Source organism: Rufibacter sediminis (genome assembly GCF_014269285.1).
GTDB lineage: Bacteria > Bacteroidota > Bacteroidia > Cytophagales > Hymenobacteraceae > Nibribacter > Nibribacter sediminis.
The window spans coordinates 75,828-93,315 of sequence record NZ_JACOAF010000058.1 but is presented as its reverse complement, the minus strand read 5'-3'; the positions used below and the strand labels follow the sequence as shown (position 1 = coordinate 93,315).

The 17,488-nt window shown below is 51.6% G+C and carries 13 protein-coding genes and 1 riboswitch; of the genes, 10 read left to right on the top strand and 3 right to left on the bottom strand.

Features of this window, described 5'->3' with window-relative positions; translation table 11 throughout:
• Nucleotides 1-3 precede the first annotated feature (3 nt).
• Nucleotides 4-1,341, bottom strand: coding sequence for an O-acetylhomoserine aminocarboxypropyltransferase/cysteine synthase family protein (locus H7U12_RS21155; RefSeq protein WP_186641918.1), 1,338 nt, complete (start codon nt 1,339-1,341; stop codon nt 4-6).
• Between the two features lie 280 nt (nt 1,342-1,621).
• Nucleotides 1,622-1,736, bottom strand: a riboswitch (SAM riboswitch).
• A 202-nt stretch (nt 1,737-1,938) separates the two neighbouring features.
• Between H7U12_RS21155 and H7U12_RS21150 the strand changes: the two genes are divergently transcribed.
• The 6 genes from H7U12_RS21150 (at nt 1,939) to trpS (ending at nt 7,513) form a co-directional block, all read left to right on the top strand.
• On the top strand, nt 1,939-2,874 hold the full coding sequence (locus H7U12_RS21150; RefSeq protein ID WP_186641917.1) for a phosphoribosylaminoimidazolesuccinocarboxamide synthase: 936 nt from the start codon (nt 1,939-1,941) through the stop codon (nt 2,872-2,874).
• A gap of 68 nt (nt 2,875-2,942) precedes the next feature.
• Nucleotides 2,943-3,320 carry an STAS domain-containing protein gene (locus tag H7U12_RS21145; protein ID WP_062545662.1) on the top strand — a complete coding sequence of 126 codons (378 nt, stop codon included), beginning with the start codon at nt 2,943-2,945 and terminating at the stop codon, nt 3,318-3,320.
• A gap of 19 nt (nt 3,321-3,339) precedes the next feature.
• Nucleotides 3,340-4,257 (top strand): ribonuclease Z, encoded by a 918-nt coding sequence (locus tag H7U12_RS21140; protein WP_186641916.1) that lies wholly within the window; start codon nt 3,340-3,342, stop codon nt 4,255-4,257.
• 706 nt (nt 4,258-4,963) lie between these two features.
• Complete coding sequence (locus H7U12_RS21135) at nt 4,964-5,758, top strand: queuosine precursor transporter (protein ID WP_241749604.1); 795 nt, start codon at nt 4,964-4,966, stop codon at nt 5,756-5,758.
• A gap of 29 nt (nt 5,759-5,787) precedes the next feature.
• Nucleotides 5,788-6,477: an alpha/beta fold hydrolase gene (locus tag H7U12_RS21130; RefSeq protein WP_186641914.1), complete on the top strand. Its 690-nt coding sequence runs from the start codon at nt 5,788-5,790 to the stop codon at nt 6,475-6,477.
• 61 nt (nt 6,478-6,538) lie between these two features.
• Entirely contained in the window at nt 6,539-7,513 is a 975-nt protein-coding gene (trpS, locus tag H7U12_RS21125; protein WP_186641913.1) for a tryptophan--tRNA ligase, read from the top strand.
• A gap of 198 nt (nt 7,514-7,711) precedes the next feature.
• Here trpS and H7U12_RS21120 read toward each other — a convergent pair whose 3' ends face one another.
• Entirely contained in the window at nt 7,712-8,107 is a 396-nt protein-coding gene (locus tag H7U12_RS21120; protein ID WP_186641912.1) for a hypothetical protein, read from the bottom strand.
• 157 nt (nt 8,108-8,264) lie between these two features.
• Here H7U12_RS21120 and hppD point away from each other — a divergent pair, with 157 nt between their 5' ends.
• From hppD to H7U12_RS21100, 4 genes are all read left to right on the top strand, one after another.
• The gene (hppD, locus tag H7U12_RS21115) at nt 8,265-9,365 is read left to right on the top strand and encodes a 4-hydroxyphenylpyruvate dioxygenase (RefSeq protein ID WP_186641911.1); all 1,101 of its coding nucleotides are present in this window, start codon (nt 8,265-8,267) and stop codon (nt 9,363-9,365) included.
• A gap of 72 nt (nt 9,366-9,437) precedes the next feature.
• A complete protein-coding gene (locus H7U12_RS21110; protein WP_186641910.1) occupies nt 9,438-11,186 on the top strand; it encodes a phospho-sugar mutase in 1,749 nt (582 codons plus the stop codon).
• An 850-nt stretch (nt 11,187-12,036) separates the two neighbouring features.
• Nucleotides 12,037-14,679 carry an Ig-like domain-containing protein gene (locus tag H7U12_RS21105; RefSeq protein WP_186641909.1) on the top strand — a complete coding sequence of 881 codons (2,643 nt, stop codon included), beginning with the start codon at nt 12,037-12,039 and terminating at the stop codon, nt 14,677-14,679.
• Between the two features lie 4 nt (nt 14,680-14,683).
• Nucleotides 14,684-15,694, top strand: coding sequence for a PorP/SprF family type IX secretion system membrane protein (locus H7U12_RS21100; RefSeq protein ID WP_186641908.1), 1,011 nt, complete (start codon nt 14,684-14,686; stop codon nt 15,692-15,694).
• 345 nt (nt 15,695-16,039) lie between these two features.
• Here the strand turns inward: H7U12_RS21100 and H7U12_RS21095 are convergent, their stop codons facing one another.
• Nucleotides 16,040-17,155, bottom strand: a complete 1,116-nt coding sequence (locus tag H7U12_RS21095) for a glycoside hydrolase family 43 protein (RefSeq protein ID WP_186641907.1) — start codon at nt 17,153-17,155, stop codon at nt 16,040-16,042.
• Nucleotides 17,156-17,488 lie beyond the last annotated feature (333 nt).

Below are 17,488 nucleotides of genomic sequence, written 5' to 3'. Positions count from 1 at the left end.
AACTTACGCCGGTAATTCTGCCTCCAACTTCGGTTCCCGTACTTTCACTTTGGCAAACGCCTGCTCAAAATCTGCTTTGATATCGTCCAGGTGCTCAATCCCGGCCGATACTCGCAAGAGCGTAGGATTTACGCCCGCCGAAAGCTGCTCTTCTTCGTTTAATTGCTGGTGCGTGGTAGAAGCGGGGTGAATGATCAGGGTTTTGGCATCGCCTACGTTGGCCAGGTGACTCACCAGTTCCAGGCTGTTCACAAACACCTCGGCTTCTTCTTTTCCGCCTTTCAGGTTAAAGCTGAGCACCCCTCCAAAACCGCGTTTCAGGTACTTCTTCGCCAGCTCATGGTATGGGCTGGAAGCCAGTCCGGGATAATTCACACTTTCCACCAGCGGATGTTGCTCCAGCCACTCTGCTAAAGCTTGGGCGTTCTGCACGGTGCGGTCTACCCGCAGCGAAAGTGTTTCCAGGCCTTGAATCAACTGGAAGGAATTGAAGGGACTTAAGGCCGGACCGAAATCGCGCAGCCCTTCTACCCGGGCCCGGATAGCAAAAGCGATGTTCCCGAACGGCCCGTTGGCCCCGAATACTTCCCAGAAGTTGAGTCCATGGTAGCCTTCAGACGGCTCACTGAACTGCGGGAATTTCCCGTTGCCCCAGTTGAAGTTTCCGCCGTCCACAATCACACCGCCAACGCTGGTCCCGTGGCCGCCAATCCATTTGGTAGCCGACGCCACCACTACGTTAGCACCGTGCTCCAACGGCCGGAACAGATAACCACCCGCTCCGAAGGTATTGTCCACGACCAGCGGAAGGTTATGCCCGGCCGCCACTGCGGCAATGGATTCAAAATCCGGAATGTTGAAGCGTGGGTTCCCGATGGTCTCCAGGTACAGCGCTTTAGTATTTTCATCAATCAAGGCGGCGTACGTGGCGGGTTCATCGTTTTTGGCGAACCGAACTTTAATGCCCAGGCGCTTGAACGCTACTTTGAACTGGTTGTAAGAACCGCCATACAAGTTGCTGGAGGCAATGAAATTGTCACCGGCCTGGAGAATGTTGTTCAGGGCGATGAACTGGGCCGCCTGGCCAGAACCAACGGCTACCGCGGCCACGCCGCCTTCCAGGGCCGCAATGCGTTTCTCAAACACATCGGTGGTGGGGTTCATGATGCGGGTGTAGATGTTCCCGAATTGCTTTAGGGCAAACAGGTTGGCACCGTGTTCGGCATTCTCAAAAACGTAGGAAGTGGTCTGGTAAATGGGTACAGCCCGTGAGCGGGTGGTAGGATCTATTTCTTGGCCAGCGTGTAGCTGAAGGGTTTCAAAACGATATGATGTTGACATGATAATAGCCGGTTACAATTAGAAAATTGAACAAATTCAAGAGCCAGAAAAACGTACAGGTAACAGGTTTCCTCCTGTCGCAGCTGTGCGTCAGGCCCCTGAGTAAAAAATTACTGAACGGGAGGGATTAGCGACAACAGCAACAAATCTCCAGAATGGAAATTGTGCACATTCGCGTAATGGAAGAGAGGTAAAAAGAGGATGTACCTTTTGCCGCCATGGTCAGGCGCGGCGCTGCATTGTCAGAAGTGGCGTTGAATTGTTTTTCCATCTTCGTATCAATTTATATTCCCCAGGTGGCAATATGTCCCCTGGGATCAGGAATTAGCACCTTACACGGTTGGTAGGTTGCTAGAGCTTCATTGAGCCTGTCTCTCCGCTCTTCTTTATAAATCAACTACCGGAATAATTGACTTGATGCTGCAAATCTATCAACGAAATCTTTATCCGCAAATAAATTTCAAAAAAGTTTGAGAAATATTTTCAAATACAAACAATTGTTAGTAAATGGTGTCCGGCGAAAGGTAGTACCCTGATTTGAAATAATCTTGCCTCTTCTCTATCCTTTCCTAACTTTGCCGCTGTTAGTCATCTGCTATGCAAGCCTTAAAAGAAACCAATTTCCATTTTCCAGAACAAACCGGTTTTTATCGGGGCAAGGTTCGGGACGTTTACTATTTCAAAGACAAGTTAGCCCTGGTAGCCACAGACCGCATCTCGGCGTTTGACGTGGTGCTGCCGCGGGCCATTCCCTATAAAGGACAAGTCCTGAACCAGATTGCCGCGTCCTTCTTAGAAGCCACCGCCAACGTGGTGCCCAACTGGGTGCTGAGCCAACCGGCTCCCAACGTGACCATTGGCCGGCAGTGCGAGACGTTCAAAGTGGAGATGGTAATCAGAGGCTATCTGGCGGGTCATGCCTGGCGCGAATACAGTGCCGGAAAACGTACCCTCTGCGGGGTAACCTTGCCCGAGGGACTGCGCGAGAACGATCCTTTTCCGGAACCCATCATCACTCCTACCACCAAAGCCGCCGAAGGTCACGATGAAGACATCTCCCGCGAGGAAATCCTGCGCCAAGGCATTGTGGCCGAAGAGGATTATGTCCAGTTGGAGGCCTACACCAGAGCACTGTTCAAACGCGGCACTGAGCTGGCCGCCGAGCGTGGCTTGATTCTGGTGGATACAAAATATGAGTTCGGGAAAGCAGATGGCATCATTTATGTGATAGATGAAATCCATACGCCTGATTCGTCAAGATTCTTTTACTCAGAGGGTTATCAAGAGCGGCAGGAAAGCGGGGAAACCCAACGGCAACTTTCAAAGGAGTTTGTACGTCAATGGCTCATTGAGAATGGTTTCCAGGGAAAAGAAGGACAGCAGGTACCGGAGATGACGGATTCCAAAATAACCGAGATCTCTCAGCGTTACATAGAATTATACGAACAGTTGCTAGGCAAAAAGTTTGTTCCGCAAGATTATGCCAGTCAACCACATACGCTGCAGGAAAGCATTGCAGCAAACATTTTTTAGATTACATTGTTAAAGATATTCCGCCAAAAATTGGTAGATTCGCACTCTAAACCTTTTTGCTGTTACTTATGAAGTACACAATTGATAAAAAAGAGAATTACACGATCATCACCATAGATGAAAAAAAACTGGACACGACAATCGCGCCTGATTTGAAGTCTGAGTTTGTGAAGTTGAATGCAGAAGGTATTACTAACCTGATCCTGGATCTTACCAACGTAAAATATACCGATTCTTCCGGACTTTCCTCTATCCTGATTGCGAACCGTCTTTGCAATTCTTCTGGGGGAGTTCTTATTCTTACCGGCTTGCAAGAACACGTAACCAAACTGATCACCATCTCTAAACTGGAGTCTGTGCTGAACATTCTGCCAACCGTAGAAGAAGGCATTGACCGCGTTTTTCTGCACGAGATTGAGAGCGATCTAACCAAAAAAGAAGAATAGATCATTAGCGGGCTGCAGTTTGGACTTTGAGCTGAAAATACTTGGGAGCTCCTCTGCCACCCCGTCTTTTGAACGAAATCATACAGCCCAACTGCTTACAGTGGGCAATCAGATCAACCTGATTGATTGCGGCGAAGGTACACAAATGCAGCTGATGCGTTACAAAGTAAAGCATCAGCGCATTTGTAACATCTTTATCAGTCACCTCCACGGTGACCATTACTTTGGCTTGGCAGGCCTGCTTTCTACCATGCACCTGCAGCAGCGCACCGGTCACCTCAACCTCTTCGGCCCCAAAGGTCTGGCCGAGATCATCACCCTCCAATTCAAGTACGGCGGAACCCAACTTCCCTACCCCATCAACTTTGTGGAAGTGGACACCACCGTTCACAAAAAAATCTTTGAGGACAAGCACATGACGGTGCACTCGCTGCCCATGCAGCACCGGGTACCTTGCTGCGGCTTTCTTTTCAGGGAAAGACCCAAACCCCGTCACTTACTCAAAGGAAAACTCCCGGAGTTCCTGACGCCTCCGCAGCTGGTACGGCTTAAATGGGGCGAGGACATCCGCAACGAGCAGGGCGAGATTCTGGTGCGCAACCAGGACGTGACCACCGAGCCCAAACGCAGCCGCAGCTACGCCTACTGTTCAGACACCAAGTACAAAGAAGACATTCTGCCTTACGTGAAGGGAGTAGACCTGCTCTACCATGAGTCCACTTTTCTGAGTGATCTGGAGCAGCGCGCCACCCACACCTTTCATAGTACCGCCGCTCAAGCCGCCACCCTAGCGCAGAAAGCCCAGGTCCGGCGATTGCTCATCGGGCACTTCTCGGCGCGCTACAAAGACCTCACGCCTCTGCTGGAAGAAGCCCAATCCATTTTCCCCAACACGGCGTTGGCCACTGAGGGGAAGACCATTAGTGTGTTAGAATAGTAGACCTTTCATCCCATTCTTTCATTTTCTGTTTTTGATGCGTTTTGAGTTTTTTGGCCCTGAAACGGAAATGTAGTGATGATGCCTGTTCTGCCTTGTTAGGCGGATAACTGTTTCTTTGCGGTGCACATAATCCGTTTGCGCTAGCGAAGGACCGCCGTTGGCGTGTGTTTGTGAGCTTGGTTGTTGTATGGTTCCCTCCGTGCGCTCACGGCCGCGAGGCCCCGCCTTCCGGGTGAGCGCCTTTGTTTTAGCCTTGGCCAGTAGGCCTGCCGCATGCGCGGCACCAGGTCTAAAACAAAGGCGCTCACCCGAAAGGCTGGAAAAGGCAATGCGTAGATTGGTATGCAGCAATGCGTAGGAATGAACGCCTTAGACCTCGCAGGTTTTAAAACCCTTGAAATTTATTTTATGCTTGGAATATCTTCTTTGTAGAGACGCAATACCTTGCGTCTTCCACGCATTCCAGATAAGATTCTCCCCTTCAGGGGAGTTAGAGGGGTGTTTACACCTGCCATTCATAGCGTTCCCATAGTTTTGTCTTGTCGTATCCCCTTACGTTTACATCCTAACTGACTTGTCCATTTTAAAGGCCTTTTCAAGAAATCAGCCTTAAAACCCCGGCTCAGACAAATCTTGCTTATTGAGCGCTTTCTTCCATCTTTACAGTTGCTTCTATCTACATCCTCTTTTGTCTTCCCAAGCAATGCAGCATCCTTCTTCTTTTACATCAGGCATGGGCTACAAGAAACGGCAGCTTTTCATGGTGCTCTGCGGTATTTTCCTCACAAACGCGCTGCTGGCGGAGTTGATCGGGGTGAAGATTTTCTCGGGTGAGGGAGTGTTTGGTCTTTCCGGGGCTCAGATTCCGGTAATGGGCACGAAACTGGACTTCAACCTGACGGCGGGCGTGATCATCTGGCCGGTGGTTTTCATCACCACCGATATTATCAACGAGTACTTCGGGAAGGAGAGCGTGAAACGGATTAGCTTTTTAACGGCCGCCCTGATTGCGTATGCTTTTCTGGTCATCGTGGTGGCCACGGCCCTGCCTCCGGCGCAGTTCTGGCAAGACATCAACAGCCAAGGCCCCAACGGCACCAGCTTTGACATGAATTATGCCTTTAACAAGGTGTTCCGGCAGGGATTGGGCATTATTGTGGGTTCTTTGGTGGCGTTTCTGGTGGGGCAGCTGCTGGATGCCCACGTGTTCCATTGGCTGAAGCACCTGACCGGGAGCCGCAAAATCTGGCTCCGGGCCACCGGCTCTACCCTGGTCTCACAGTTGGTGGATACGGTGGTGGTGCTCTACATCGCCTTTTACCTCTTCGGGGATTGGGATCTTAAAACGGTGCTCTCCGTTTCGGTCATCAACTACCTGTACAAATTCACGGTGGCGGTGGTGCTCACTCCCCTCCTATACGTGTCACACTCCATCATTGACCGCTATCTGGCAAGTGACCGGGAGGTGCCCTTTGATACCTTTATCGCCAAAGATTGAATTCGTTAGCCCAGACAATTGTGCCTCCTGTGTCCCCACCTCCCCTGTACCTGCTGAGCGGCCTCTGTGCGGATGAGCGCTTGTTTCAGTTCCTTACGTTAGAACATCCCCAGCCCCGGGTGATTCACTGGATTACACCCGACCCGGAGGATACGATGGCTTCGTATGCGGCTAAACTCATCCGCCAGATAGAACCCGGCCAGGAGCCGCCCGTGTTGCTGGGTCTGAGTTTTGGGGGAATGATGGTGCAGGAGATGGCCAAACAAATGCCCGTCAACCGATTGATTCTTTTGTCCAGCCTGACCAATACCCGCGAACTGCCTCTTCATTATAGGTTAGCCGGCGCATTGCAACTGCAGAAATGGCTTCCGCTAGGCATGTTTAAGAAGTGGGTCGTTCCGGCGTATTGGGCATTCGGGGCACATTCCAGGCAGGAGAAACATATCCTGAAATCCATTCTAGAGGAGACCGATGTTCCTTTCCTGCGCTGGTCATTGAACCAGATCCTGCAATGGCGTCACCAGGCACCTCCCGTAAAGGCAGTGGTGATTCACGGCGACCGGGACAAGATTCTGCCGGTACCTAACTACTCTCATATCCACCTCCTGAAAGGCGGGGAACACCTGATGGTCATGAGTCGGGCGGCCGAGGTGAGCGCCCTCATCAACCATTATCTGAGTGAATCTGCTTTGGGGCCGTTTTCCGAAAAACAGGGCTGAAACAGAAAATCTTTCCCGTTTGCCCGCCAATCGCTTTCTTTGTACAAATATTCTGTACAACATGGCACGAATTCTTACCGGCATCCAAAGCACGGGCCGCCCACACCTGGGTAACCTGCTGGGAGCCATTCTCCCCGCAATAGAGCTTTCCAGGAAATCTGGAAACGACTCGCTCTATTTCATCGCCGACTTACATTCCCTCACTTCCATCCGGGATGCGCAGGAGCGCCGGATGAATACCTACGCCGTGGCCGCCGCCTGGCTTGCCTTTGGGTTTGACACCGAGGCCAACATTTTCTACCGCCAGTCAGACGTGCCCGAGGTAACGGAACTGACCTGGTATCTGAGCTGCTTCGCGCCGTATCCCATGCTGGCCAACGCGCATTCCTTCAAAGACAAATCGGCGCGCCGTGGCTTGTCTGATGTGAACGCCGGTCTGTTCACCTACCCTATTCTCATGGCCGCAGACATTCTGCTCTACGATGCTGAGTTTGTGCCGGTAGGGAAAGACCAGGTCCAGCACCTGGAGATCACCCGCGATGTGGCCAGCTCCTTTAATCATATTTACGGCGAGACCTTTGTGCTGCCCGAGGCGAAGGTAGACGAAAACGTGATGACGGTGCCCGGCATTGACGGCGAGAAGATGAGCAAATCTTACGGCAACACCATTGACATCTTCCTGCCCGACAAAGAACTGCGCAAACGCATCATGAGCATCGTGTCTGACAGCAAGGCCCTGGAAGATCCCAAAGACCCGGCTACGGACAACACCTTCCGGCTTTACTCGCTGGTGGCTTCTGAGGAGCAGACGGAAACCATGCGCCAGAACTACCTGGCGGGTGGCTACGGCTACGGCCACGCCAAACAGGCACTCTATGACCTCATCATCACCAAATACGCCGAGCCCCGCGAACGCTTCAACTACTACATGAGCAACCTGGCCGAAGTAGACTCCAAACTAGCCGAAGGTGCCGCCAAAGCCCGCGCCATTGGCGGTCCGGTACTCAAGCGGGTTCGGGAGAAGTTGGGATTTTAAGCTGTTAACTATTAGAAATAGTCAGTTCTTATAAAGCAAGAGCGCCGGATCTTCTGAGGTCCGGCGCTCTTGCTTTATAGGGGAGAAAACTTCATTTCCAGCATATTTTCAGAAAAACAGCCCCAAAACAGAAAAGGCTCCTGCTAAGCAGGAGCCGTATTTCTATTCGCAGATTTTCCCTTAAAGACTAAAGGCAGACTAAATATCAGCGTTCCACACTTCTTCGCGCACGTTTTTGCCTACGCTTAGAATCAGGCGGGTAGGGCTGGGCACCAATACCAGGCGCGCTTCCTTGTTGGGGTACGCATCGGCTTCTACCCATACGCCTTGCTTGCCGTTCAGCTCATCAGCGTTCAGGGTTTCGGGTAGGTAGGCGGTGGGGAGCAGGACATCGGTGTCCGGGCAGATCTTCATGTGCACATCGCCTAGTACGTCTTCCAGGTACTCCCCGAAATTATCGTTGAACTCATCTTCCAAATCGTGCAGCTCCTCCTCCACATCGTCGTAGCGGTTGTCGTTGTACGAGAGTTTGCTTAGCTCCTGCTTCTTCTGGATTATAGTGACCAGCGCTTTATTCAGTTCCTGGATATTCATGCGTTCTTATTTTTTACAAATTTTATAACATCTGCGGCTATTTCCAAGTAGACGGGCCAAATCCCTGTGCTAAAAACCTATTTTCTTTCCTCGGCAATTATTCTATTTTTACAAAAAACTGTCATTTCCACCAGAGTTTTACTTCAAAACCTCTTCTATGGCTGAGTCAATAGATTTTCTACCCCTCAACGGTACAGATTACATCGAGTTCTACGTGGGCAATGCCAAACAGAGCGCCTACTACTACCAAAGTGCGTTCGGGTTTGAGTTGGTGGCCTACGCCGGACCCGAGACCGGGGTGCGTGACCGCGCCTCCTATGTACTGCAACAGGGTAAGATCCGGTTTGTGCTCACCACCTCCCTCCTGCCAGATTCGGCTATTTCAGAACACGTGCGGCTGCACGGCGATGGCGTGAAAGTGATGGCCCTGTGGGTAGACGACGCCTATAAATCCTTTGAAGAAACCGTTAGCCGCGGAGCCAAACCGGCGAGCGAACCCCAAACCCTGACCGATGAATATGGTGAGGTGAAAATCGCTTCCATTTATACCTACGGCGAGACCATCCACACCTTTGTGGAGCGCAAGAACTACACCGGGGCGTTCATGCCCGGTTTCCAGCCGCGTAAAAGCCCGGTGCCGGTAGCCCCCGTGGGCCTGAAGCACGTAGACCATTGCGTGGGCAACGTGGGTTGGGGCGAGATGAACACCTGGGTAGATTTCTACGCCAAGGTGATGGGCTTCCAGTTGCTGCTGACCTTTGACGACGAAGACATCTCCACGGAGTACTCGGCGCTTATGAGCAAGGTAATGAGCAACGGCAACGGGTACGTGAAATTCCCGATCAACGAACCCGCCGAGGGCAAGAAGAAATCGCAGATTGAAGAGTACCTGGACTATTACCACAGCCCCGGCGTGCAGCACATCGCCATCGCCACGGATGATATAGTGACGACCGTGGGCGAACTGCGCCGGCGCGGAGTGGAATTCCTGAGCGTGCCCAGCTCCTATTACGCCGACCTGCTGGAGCGCGTAGGCCACATAGACGAAGACCTGAAACCGCTGCAGGACCTCAACATTCTGGTGGACCGCGACAACGAAGGGTATCTGCTGCAGATTTTCACCAAACCCGTAGAAGACCGGCCTACAGTTTTCTATGAGATCATCCAGCGGAAAGGAGCCAAATCCTTCGGTAAAGGAAATTTTAAGGCGCTGTTTGAATCAATTGAACGTGAACAAGCCCTACGGGGTAACCTATAAACCTGGAAAGCCGTTTTGGGACTGATTTCCATAAATCTGCCCTAAAACGCTTTCGCCTTTTACTACAGAACTATGAATAACAATCTATCGCTGGAGCCAGCCGTATTGACCAAGGTAAACACCTGGTTAGAAGGTGCCTATGACCAGGACACCAAGACCGAACTGCAACGCCTCATTGACAGCCAGGATGCCGACACCCTCACCGATTCCTTCTACAAAGACCTGGAGTTTGGGACCGGCGGCTTGCGCGGCATCATGGGCGTGGGCAGCAATCGCATGAACCGCTACACCGTGGGCATGGCTACGCAGGGCCTGAGCAACTACCTATTAAAATCATTCCCGGGCCAGTCCATCAGCGTGGCCATCGCGCACGACAGCCGCAATAACAGCCCATATTTCGCCAACGTGGTGGCCGATGTGTTCAGCGCCAACGGCATCAAGGTGTATTTCTTTAGCGAGCTTCGGCCTACGCCTGAGTTGTCCTTCGCCATCCGGCACCTGGGTTGCCAGAGCGGCGTGGTGTTAACAGCTTCGCACAACCCCAAGGAATACAACGGCTACAAAGCGTATTGGAACGATGGTGGTCAGGTAACCGCTCCGCACGATAAAAACATCATTGCCGAGGTAAACAAAATCACTTCGCTGGATCAGGTGAAGTTTGAACGCAACGAGGCCAACGTAGAATTCATTCTGGACGAGTTAGATCAAGCCTATCTGGACAAAGTGGCCACGCTTTCTGTAGATCCGGAGATGATCAAGCGGCAGAAGGATTTGAGCATCGTCTTCACGCCTATCCACGGAACGGGTATTACGCTGGTGCCGCGCGCGCTGGAGCGTTTCGGGTTCACGAATGTGCACGTGCTGGAGGCGCAGGCCACGCCGGACGGCAACTTCCCCACCGTGGTGTACCCGAACCCTGAGGAAAAAGACGCCATGAACCTGGCCATGCAGAAAGCCGAGGAGCTGAACGCTGAGTTGGTGCTAGCCACCGACCCCGATGCTGACCGCGTGGGCATTGCCGTACGTGACCTGAAAGGCCAGTTTGTGCTCCTCAACGGAAACCAGACGGCCGCCCTGCTTACCTATTACATTCTGCAAGCCTGGAAAAAAGCAGGCAAACTTACCGGCAAAGAGTACGTGGTGAACACCATTGTAACTACCGACCTAATCAACCGCGTGGCCGAAGGCTTCGGGGTGGACTGCTACGAGACCTTGACCGGTTTCAAGTACATCGCCACCATCATGCGCGAGAAAGAAGGCCAGGCTCAGTACATCTGCGGCGGCGAGGAAAGCTACGGCTTCCTGGTGGGTGATTTCGTGCGCGACAAGGACGCGGTATCTTCCTGCGCCATGATCGCGGAGATGGCCGCGGCCGCCAAAGATCAGGGCAAGAGCCTGTATGAGCTCATGATCCAGATGTACCAGGAATTTGGGTTCTACAAGGAAGACTTGATTTCCCTAACGAAGAAAGGTCACCGCGGGGCGCAGGAAATCCAGGAGATGATGCAGGAACTGCGCGAGAATCCGCCTAAAACCATAGCGGGTTCTGAGGTGGTAGAGCTGATTGACTACAAAACCGGCTTCCGCAGAAACCTGCGCTCCGGCGAGGAAAGCGCCACCGGCCTGGAAAGCTCCAACGTGCTCCAGTTCCTCACCGAAGATGGCACCAAGGTATCGGCCAGACCATCCGGCACCGAGCCCAAGATCAAGTTCTATTTCAGTGTACGCGAACCATTGGCTTCCGCCGATGAATTTGACCAGGTAGGCCAGAAGCTGAATGAAAAGATCCAACACATCATCACCGACCTTAACCTGAAATAACATCATCAGGTGTTTAATAGAACGCCCTTCCGGCTAGGTAGCCGGAAGGGCGTTCTGTTTTAGGGCCTTTTTTCAGAAAACGGCCTCAAATCAAAGTTAGCTTTGCATGCTCTACCCGCTTTCAACAAGCAAAAATCTTCCACTATATGCGGCTTACGTTACACAGGCAACTTAAGCGAACTAGTTCATGACAAGCTCTTTCTGCTTTCTATACTCCTCTTCTCTCTTTTAGAATTCTCTTCTTTCACGTATCTTACCTACCAACAAACATATCTGAGGAGATGCCATTCCGTCAATCACAACCTATTAATTGAATTAAATCACGATTTTTAATGGCTTTTTTAAGCTTAAAGGATAAATACCTCAGATTTTTATCATAGTTTTAGCACAAGCAGGTACAACAAAAGATCAGAGAAAGAGTACGCATGAAAGAGGGAGAAAAGCCTTTTCTTTTCCAGCAGTAGGAAGCTGTCGTGAGAACAAGAACTGGAGCCAACTACTACCGGCTTCATCACTGTTTTTCCAGTTAGATTTTCTATCTTATGGGTAAGATTCTTCTGGTGCTTGGTAATTTATAAATCCAGAACAGGAGTCTTTTACGTTTCTTTTACTTTGATTACTATTTCAATATTGCTGTATAATAAATTCTGCTTTTTTACGATTAATAACAAGAGGTTCATCCACTTAAGAGGAAAGACGATTTGATATAACTATTACTACACTCCTACATCTAGATCAACTTAGTCGGGTGCAACCTGTTTCTGGATAGGCAGACGCAATAGTTCTGTAAAGTTTCCTTCTTCCTGATGAATTCCTGTGTTGATGTTGCTAACTTTTTCCAGAAAACCGAATGCACTCTTTCAAAGGCTATTTGCTGATATTTGCTATTTATCTCTATAGCTCCTCTATTCTTCTTGGGCAAACCACCCCGCCGCCTGCCTGCGGAGCGGCCATCACTCCCCCACCTCAAACCACCGTCTGCTCGGGTACTCCGTTGACCGCTACTCCTTCCGGAACCGGCTTCTTTTACCAGTGGCAGAAAGATGGGGTCAACATTCCGAACGCCAACCAACCCACCTTCCCGCTGGAGGAATCCGGAAGTTACACCGTGATTGTACGGGGTCCTTCCTGCGCCGCTGACACCTCAGATGCCGTGGCCATGACGGTGAACAAAGAGGAAGCGAAGTTCACCGTGGATAAACGCGAACGCATGCAACCCCAGAGTGCTGACACCTGCGGTATTCCGGTGAAAGTGACCTTAAAGAACGAATCTACCCCCGCCACCGGAGTCACCTATGCCTGGGAAATCACAGATTCCAGCGATGAAGCAGTGCCCACCACCGTGGCTAAGTTCATTGAAGGAACCGATTCTACCTCGGAAAACCCCATCATCCAGTTCAACCTGAAGGGACAATACACCATCAGACTGCGCATCAAAGGAGCTTGCTTTGACCCCAATAATCCTGATGGGCCAGATGATGCCATTGATCCTGAAAATCCAGACGCTGAGTCTGATGGCCGCTATGTACACGAGGAGAATGTGGTGATTGTCTATCCACAGGCTTCGCCCCAGACCATCAGTGAATGCGAGGATTTAACCCCTGGAGCTCTGCTGACCATTAATGGCTCCCAATTGATAGGAAGCCAGGATGGCAAACTGGACTACAACTTAGGCACGCTCAGACCGGGTTCCATTGAATGGAAGATCGTGTCTGGTACTGGCGCCACCATCAGTGACCCCACCGCTGAGAACCCGAGGTTTACGTTTCCGAAAACGGGATCTTATGTAGTTTCCTTGGTATACGCCAACGAATGCGAATTCTCTGATGTCTTGCAGGGACCAACCCTCATCAACATTGACTTTACACCCCGTCCAGCCAAGCCGTTCTTACAGGTAGAGCAGACCTCTATCTGCGTGGGTGGTACTTACGAGATTGCCCCCAGCCGGAATGATTTCTCCAAAGCTTACAATTTCTACGCCTCCGAGACAAGCACTACGCCATTGAATACCAGCGGACCTGCGCCCAGCTTTTTTGCGGGACCGGTGAACAGCAGAACAGTATATTATATCACTGCGGTGGAAAATGGCTGCGAGAGTCTGGAACGTAGTGCCTTTACCATCAACATCATCCAGCAGGACATCCAGAACACCATTGGTACCGCCCAAACCATTTGCGCTGACACCAAACCCACTGCCTTAACTGGCAACGATGCCACGGTGGGCACCAACCGGCCGGTTTACCTCTGGGAAAGACGGGCCGTAGGCGAAACTGATTTCTCCCCCGCTGAAGGCAATAATACCCAGCAAAGCTACTCTCCGCCGGTTCTGACGCAAACTACCGCGTACCGCCGCACCGTGACCTTTGAAGGCTGCGATACCCCTAACCTGAGCAACGAGATTATCATTGAGGTGCTCCCCACCATTCAACCAAGTGAGAACACGATTGAAGCAGACCGAGAACTGGTTTGCCGCGGCGATGCCCCAACTTTCACCGGTAACCTGCTCTCCGGCGACATTGAATACTTGTGGCAAAGCAGCACCACCAGTGCCACCACCGGCTTCGTAGCGGCGGCCGCTGCCCAAGGCACCGACAATAAAAATGGTGCCTCCTTCACGCCGGCTTTCGTGTCACAGCCTACCTGGTTCAGAAGAGTAGCCAAGTACCGGAACACCAATTGTGATTTTGTAGCGTCTGCGGAAGCCATTCTCATCAACATTGAGGAACTGCCGCAAGCCCCTATTGTGAAAGCGGCCGATGTGAGCACCTGCCAGGGAAGTTCAGCGGTACTGGAAGTGCTGCCTGCCACGGGCTCCACCTTCACCTACGTTTGGTACACCGAAGCAACCGGCGGAAGCCCGATTGGTTCCGGCTCTCCATTCTCGACCCCACCGTTAACCAACGATGTCACGTTTTATGTGGAGGCAGTGAGTGCCAATGAATGCGTGAGCCCACGCAGAACGGCAGTACGCGTGGCGGTTGCGCCAATCTCCGCGAATGCCGGCCGGGACACCACCATCATCCAGGGACAATCCATTCAGTTGAAAGCGACCGGCGGACTCACCTACAAATGGACCCCAACCACTGGCCTCAGCAACCCGAACATCGCTAACCCGGTGGCTACGCCCGCAGGTAGCAGTGCCGATGTCACCACGGTCACCTATACCGTGACGGTTTCCAGCGGGGCTGGATGTGAAGCCACCGATGAAGTCGCCATCACCATTATTCCGCGCATCAGAGTTGTGAACACCTTCAGCCCGAATGGCGACGGCACGAACGAGGTATGGGAGATTGAGAACATCCAAAACTATCCCGAAGCCACGGTGGAAATCTTCAACCGCTACGGGGCTCGGGTATTCCAATCGAACGGGTACAGCCAACCCTGGAACGGAACCCACAACGGCAGTCCGTTGCCGCTGGCCACTTACTACTACATCATCCGCCTAAAGAAAAATGAGAAACCTTTCACGGGCAGTATAACCATTATCAAATAGTCAGATGAAGAAATATTTAGGCACTTTTCTGGTTCTGCTGCTCTTTTCTGCTCCCGCCTGGGCACAACAGCGGCCGCAATACAGCCAGTACATGATTAATAGTTATCTGCTGAACCCCGCCATTACCGGAATAGAAGATTATACCGAAGTGAAGATAGGCACCCGCCAGCAATGGGTGGGGCTGGAAGGCGCTCCCAAAACGTATCATGTCAGCGTGCATACGCCTCTGAACAAGCAAGTTTCCAGTGTGCGTAACGTGGGCAAGGGCATCACCAGCACGCGTACCGTGAACCAGAACCGCTTTGTACGGGCGTATCCGCACCACGGCGTGGGAATACAGGCCATCAAAGATGAGACGGGGCCGCTGAGCCGTACCAACGTGAACCTGACCTACGCGTATCACCTGCCCATCACCAGAAGCATTACGGTGTCGGTGGGTGCCAGTGCCGGAATCCTGCGGAACAGTTTCAACCCCAGCAAAGCCACGTTCACCAATCCGTCAGATCCCGCTATCTCCAGTGATTATGTGAACCGGAACTACTTTGACATGGGCCTGGGAACCTGGATCTACTCCAACTCCTTCTTTGTGGGCTTATCTGGGGCGCAGCTCATCAAGAGTGACCGGGACCTGAACCCGGGGGAAGAAGATGAATCCTCCAACAACGTGTTGCAGAAGCATTTCATAGGCACGGCGGGCTATAAATTCAACGTGGGCCGTGAAGTCACCCTCATTCCGTCTGTGCTGGTGAAATTCAACCAACCCAGCCCCAGCACTCTTGACGCCAACCTCAGGGCCATCTACGCCGACCGGGTGTGGGCAGGTGTCTCTTACCGGAACAAAGATGCTTTCGCGTTCATGGCCGGCGTGAACATCAGCCACATCATGGATGCCAGTTACTCCTATGATTACAACACCTCGGAGCTAAACATCGCCAACTCGGGCACCCATGAAATAGTGCTGGGCCTGAAACTCTTCAACAAAGGCAAAGTGATTTGCCCCAGATGGATGCATTGATATACCCCACGTTGCGTACAACAGAAGAGGCCCGTTTCCTGAGAAACGGGCCTCTTCTGTTGTAAGGCTGTTTTCAGAAAACACTTCTAAAACGCACGTTTACTTACTACTGCACAAACACCGCAAGAGATATCGTTCATCCCCTCTCAGGTTGGATGATCAGATGCAATTGTATGTCTTTCGCTTTCTGCCCTGCCCGTTCAGGAGGTAAATCACTTGGGAATGGTACTTGGATTTTAGACGTGTTTTCCGGAAAAGGGCTCCAAAACGGAAGAAGGCGAAAAGAGAAAAGCCCCACCTTTCCAGGAAAGATGGGGCCTTGGTACTCATGGGTATTGATTACACTTAGCTTTTTACCGCAGTGATGGTTTGGATGGTACCATCGGGATTGTGGGTCAGCTCAGTTACTTTCACGTTGCGCAGGAAGGTTTTTCCTGAGTTCTGCACATCGTGGTAGAACAGGTACCACTTGCCTTTGAACTCCACTACGGAATGGTGGTTGGTCCAGCCTTCTACCGGGTTCAGGAGCACGCCTTTGTAGGTAAACGGACCGGCAGGTGAATCTCCGATGGCGTAGGCGATGTTGTGCGTGTCACCAGTGGAGTAAGAGAAGTAGTACTTGCCGTTATATTTGTGCACCCAGGCCGCTTCAAAGAAACGCTTGTCGTGGTTCGTGGCCGGGAAAGGTTTGCCGTTCTCGTCCAGAATCTGCACATCTTTCACCGGACCATCAAAGCCCAGCATGTCGGCGCGCATCTTCGCCATTTTAGGCGCTAAAGCAACTCCGTTGGCTGGCTCAGGAGCGGCGGTAGAATCATACTTGCCGGTAGCCCAGCGCTGTAACTGCCCGCCCCAGATTCCGCCGAAGTACATGTAAGAGGTACCGTCAGTATCGGTGTAAACGGCTGGGTCAATGCTGTAGGCACCGTCAATGGGTTTCGCCTCTGCTTTGAAAGGACCGGTTGGGGAAGTGGAGGTAGCCACGCCAATTCTGAAGATGTCCTGCTTGTCTTTGGCCGGGAAGTAGAGGTAGTATTTGCCGTTCTTGAACGCCGCATCCGGAGCCCACATCTGGCGCTTGGCCCAGGCCACATCCTTCACGTCTAAGGCCACGCCATGATCGGTTACCTTGCCGTTGATATCATCCATGGAGAAGACATGGTAATCGCGCATGTCAAAGTGGTCGCCGTTGTCATTCTCCGGGGTACCGGCATCAATGTCATGCGACGGATAGATGTAGATTTTACCGTTGAAGACGTGCGCTGACGGATCTGCGGTATACATTCCCGGGATCAGGGGCTGAGACAGGTACTTGGAAGTATCCTTGGCGGCAGCAGTAGTCTCGCTCTTGGCCTCAGAGGATTCTGTTTCAGTAGAGCTTTGCTTTTGGCAGGCGCTGTTCAACGCAGAAGCGGCAATCAGCACGAAAGGAAGGTACTTGGCAGTTCTAAACTTTATCATCTTTTCGTTTGTGGGTTTGAATTAATCAGGTGAATATAAGCAAATCTCCCGCACCGTCGCAACCCATCGCTATTAAATTGCCATCGTTGGCATAAACTCGCTGTTTTTTAAGCAGCTGGTGCACAACAGCAATGAGGCGCAACTGGGTTGGTAATCTTTTCCCCTTTTCTTATTTCTACTTAATTCTCTAAACAGAGGCAATTCCCGCGGTTTAGTCTTTATTCTTTCATCCGGAAGATGAATATTCTCCAATCATCCCAGTAAAAGTAAGAACATCAGCGTTTTAGGCTTGTTTATAGAAAAAGAGGCCAAAAGCGCCCGGAAAAGAAAATA

Coding starts and splice junctions, on each gene's coding strand:
- H7U12_RS21155 (WP_186641918.1), bottom strand. CDS start 1,341: ATGTCAACATCATATCGTTTTGAAACCCTTCAGCTACACGCTGGCCAA.
- H7U12_RS21150 (WP_186641917.1), top strand. CDS start 1,939: ATGCAAGCCTTAAAAGAAACCAATTTCCATTTTCCAGAACAAACCGGT.
- H7U12_RS21145 (WP_062545662.1), top strand. CDS start 2,943: ATGAAGTACACAATTGATAAAAAAGAGAATTACACGATCATCACCATA.
- H7U12_RS21135 (WP_241749604.1), top strand. CDS start 4,964: ATGCAGCATCCTTCTTCTTTTACATCAGGCATGGGCTACAAGAAACGG.
- trpS (WP_186641913.1), top strand. CDS start 6,539: ATGGCACGAATTCTTACCGGCATCCAAAGCACGGGCCGCCCACACCTG.
- H7U12_RS21120 (WP_186641912.1), bottom strand. CDS start 8,107: ATGAATATCCAGGAACTGAATAAAGCGCTGGTCACTATAATCCAGAAG.
- hppD (WP_186641911.1), top strand. CDS start 8,265: ATGGCTGAGTCAATAGATTTTCTACCCCTCAACGGTACAGATTACATC.
- H7U12_RS21110 (WP_186641910.1), top strand. CDS start 9,438: ATGAATAACAATCTATCGCTGGAGCCAGCCGTATTGACCAAGGTAAAC.
- H7U12_RS21105 (WP_186641909.1), top strand. CDS start 12,037: ATGCACTCTTTCAAAGGCTATTTGCTGATATTTGCTATTTATCTCTAT.
- H7U12_RS21100 (WP_186641908.1), top strand. CDS start 14,684: ATGAAGAAATATTTAGGCACTTTTCTGGTTCTGCTGCTCTTTTCTGCT.
- H7U12_RS21095 (WP_186641907.1), bottom strand. CDS start 17,155: ATGATAAAGTTTAGAACTGCCAAGTACCTTCCTTTCGTGCTGATTGCC.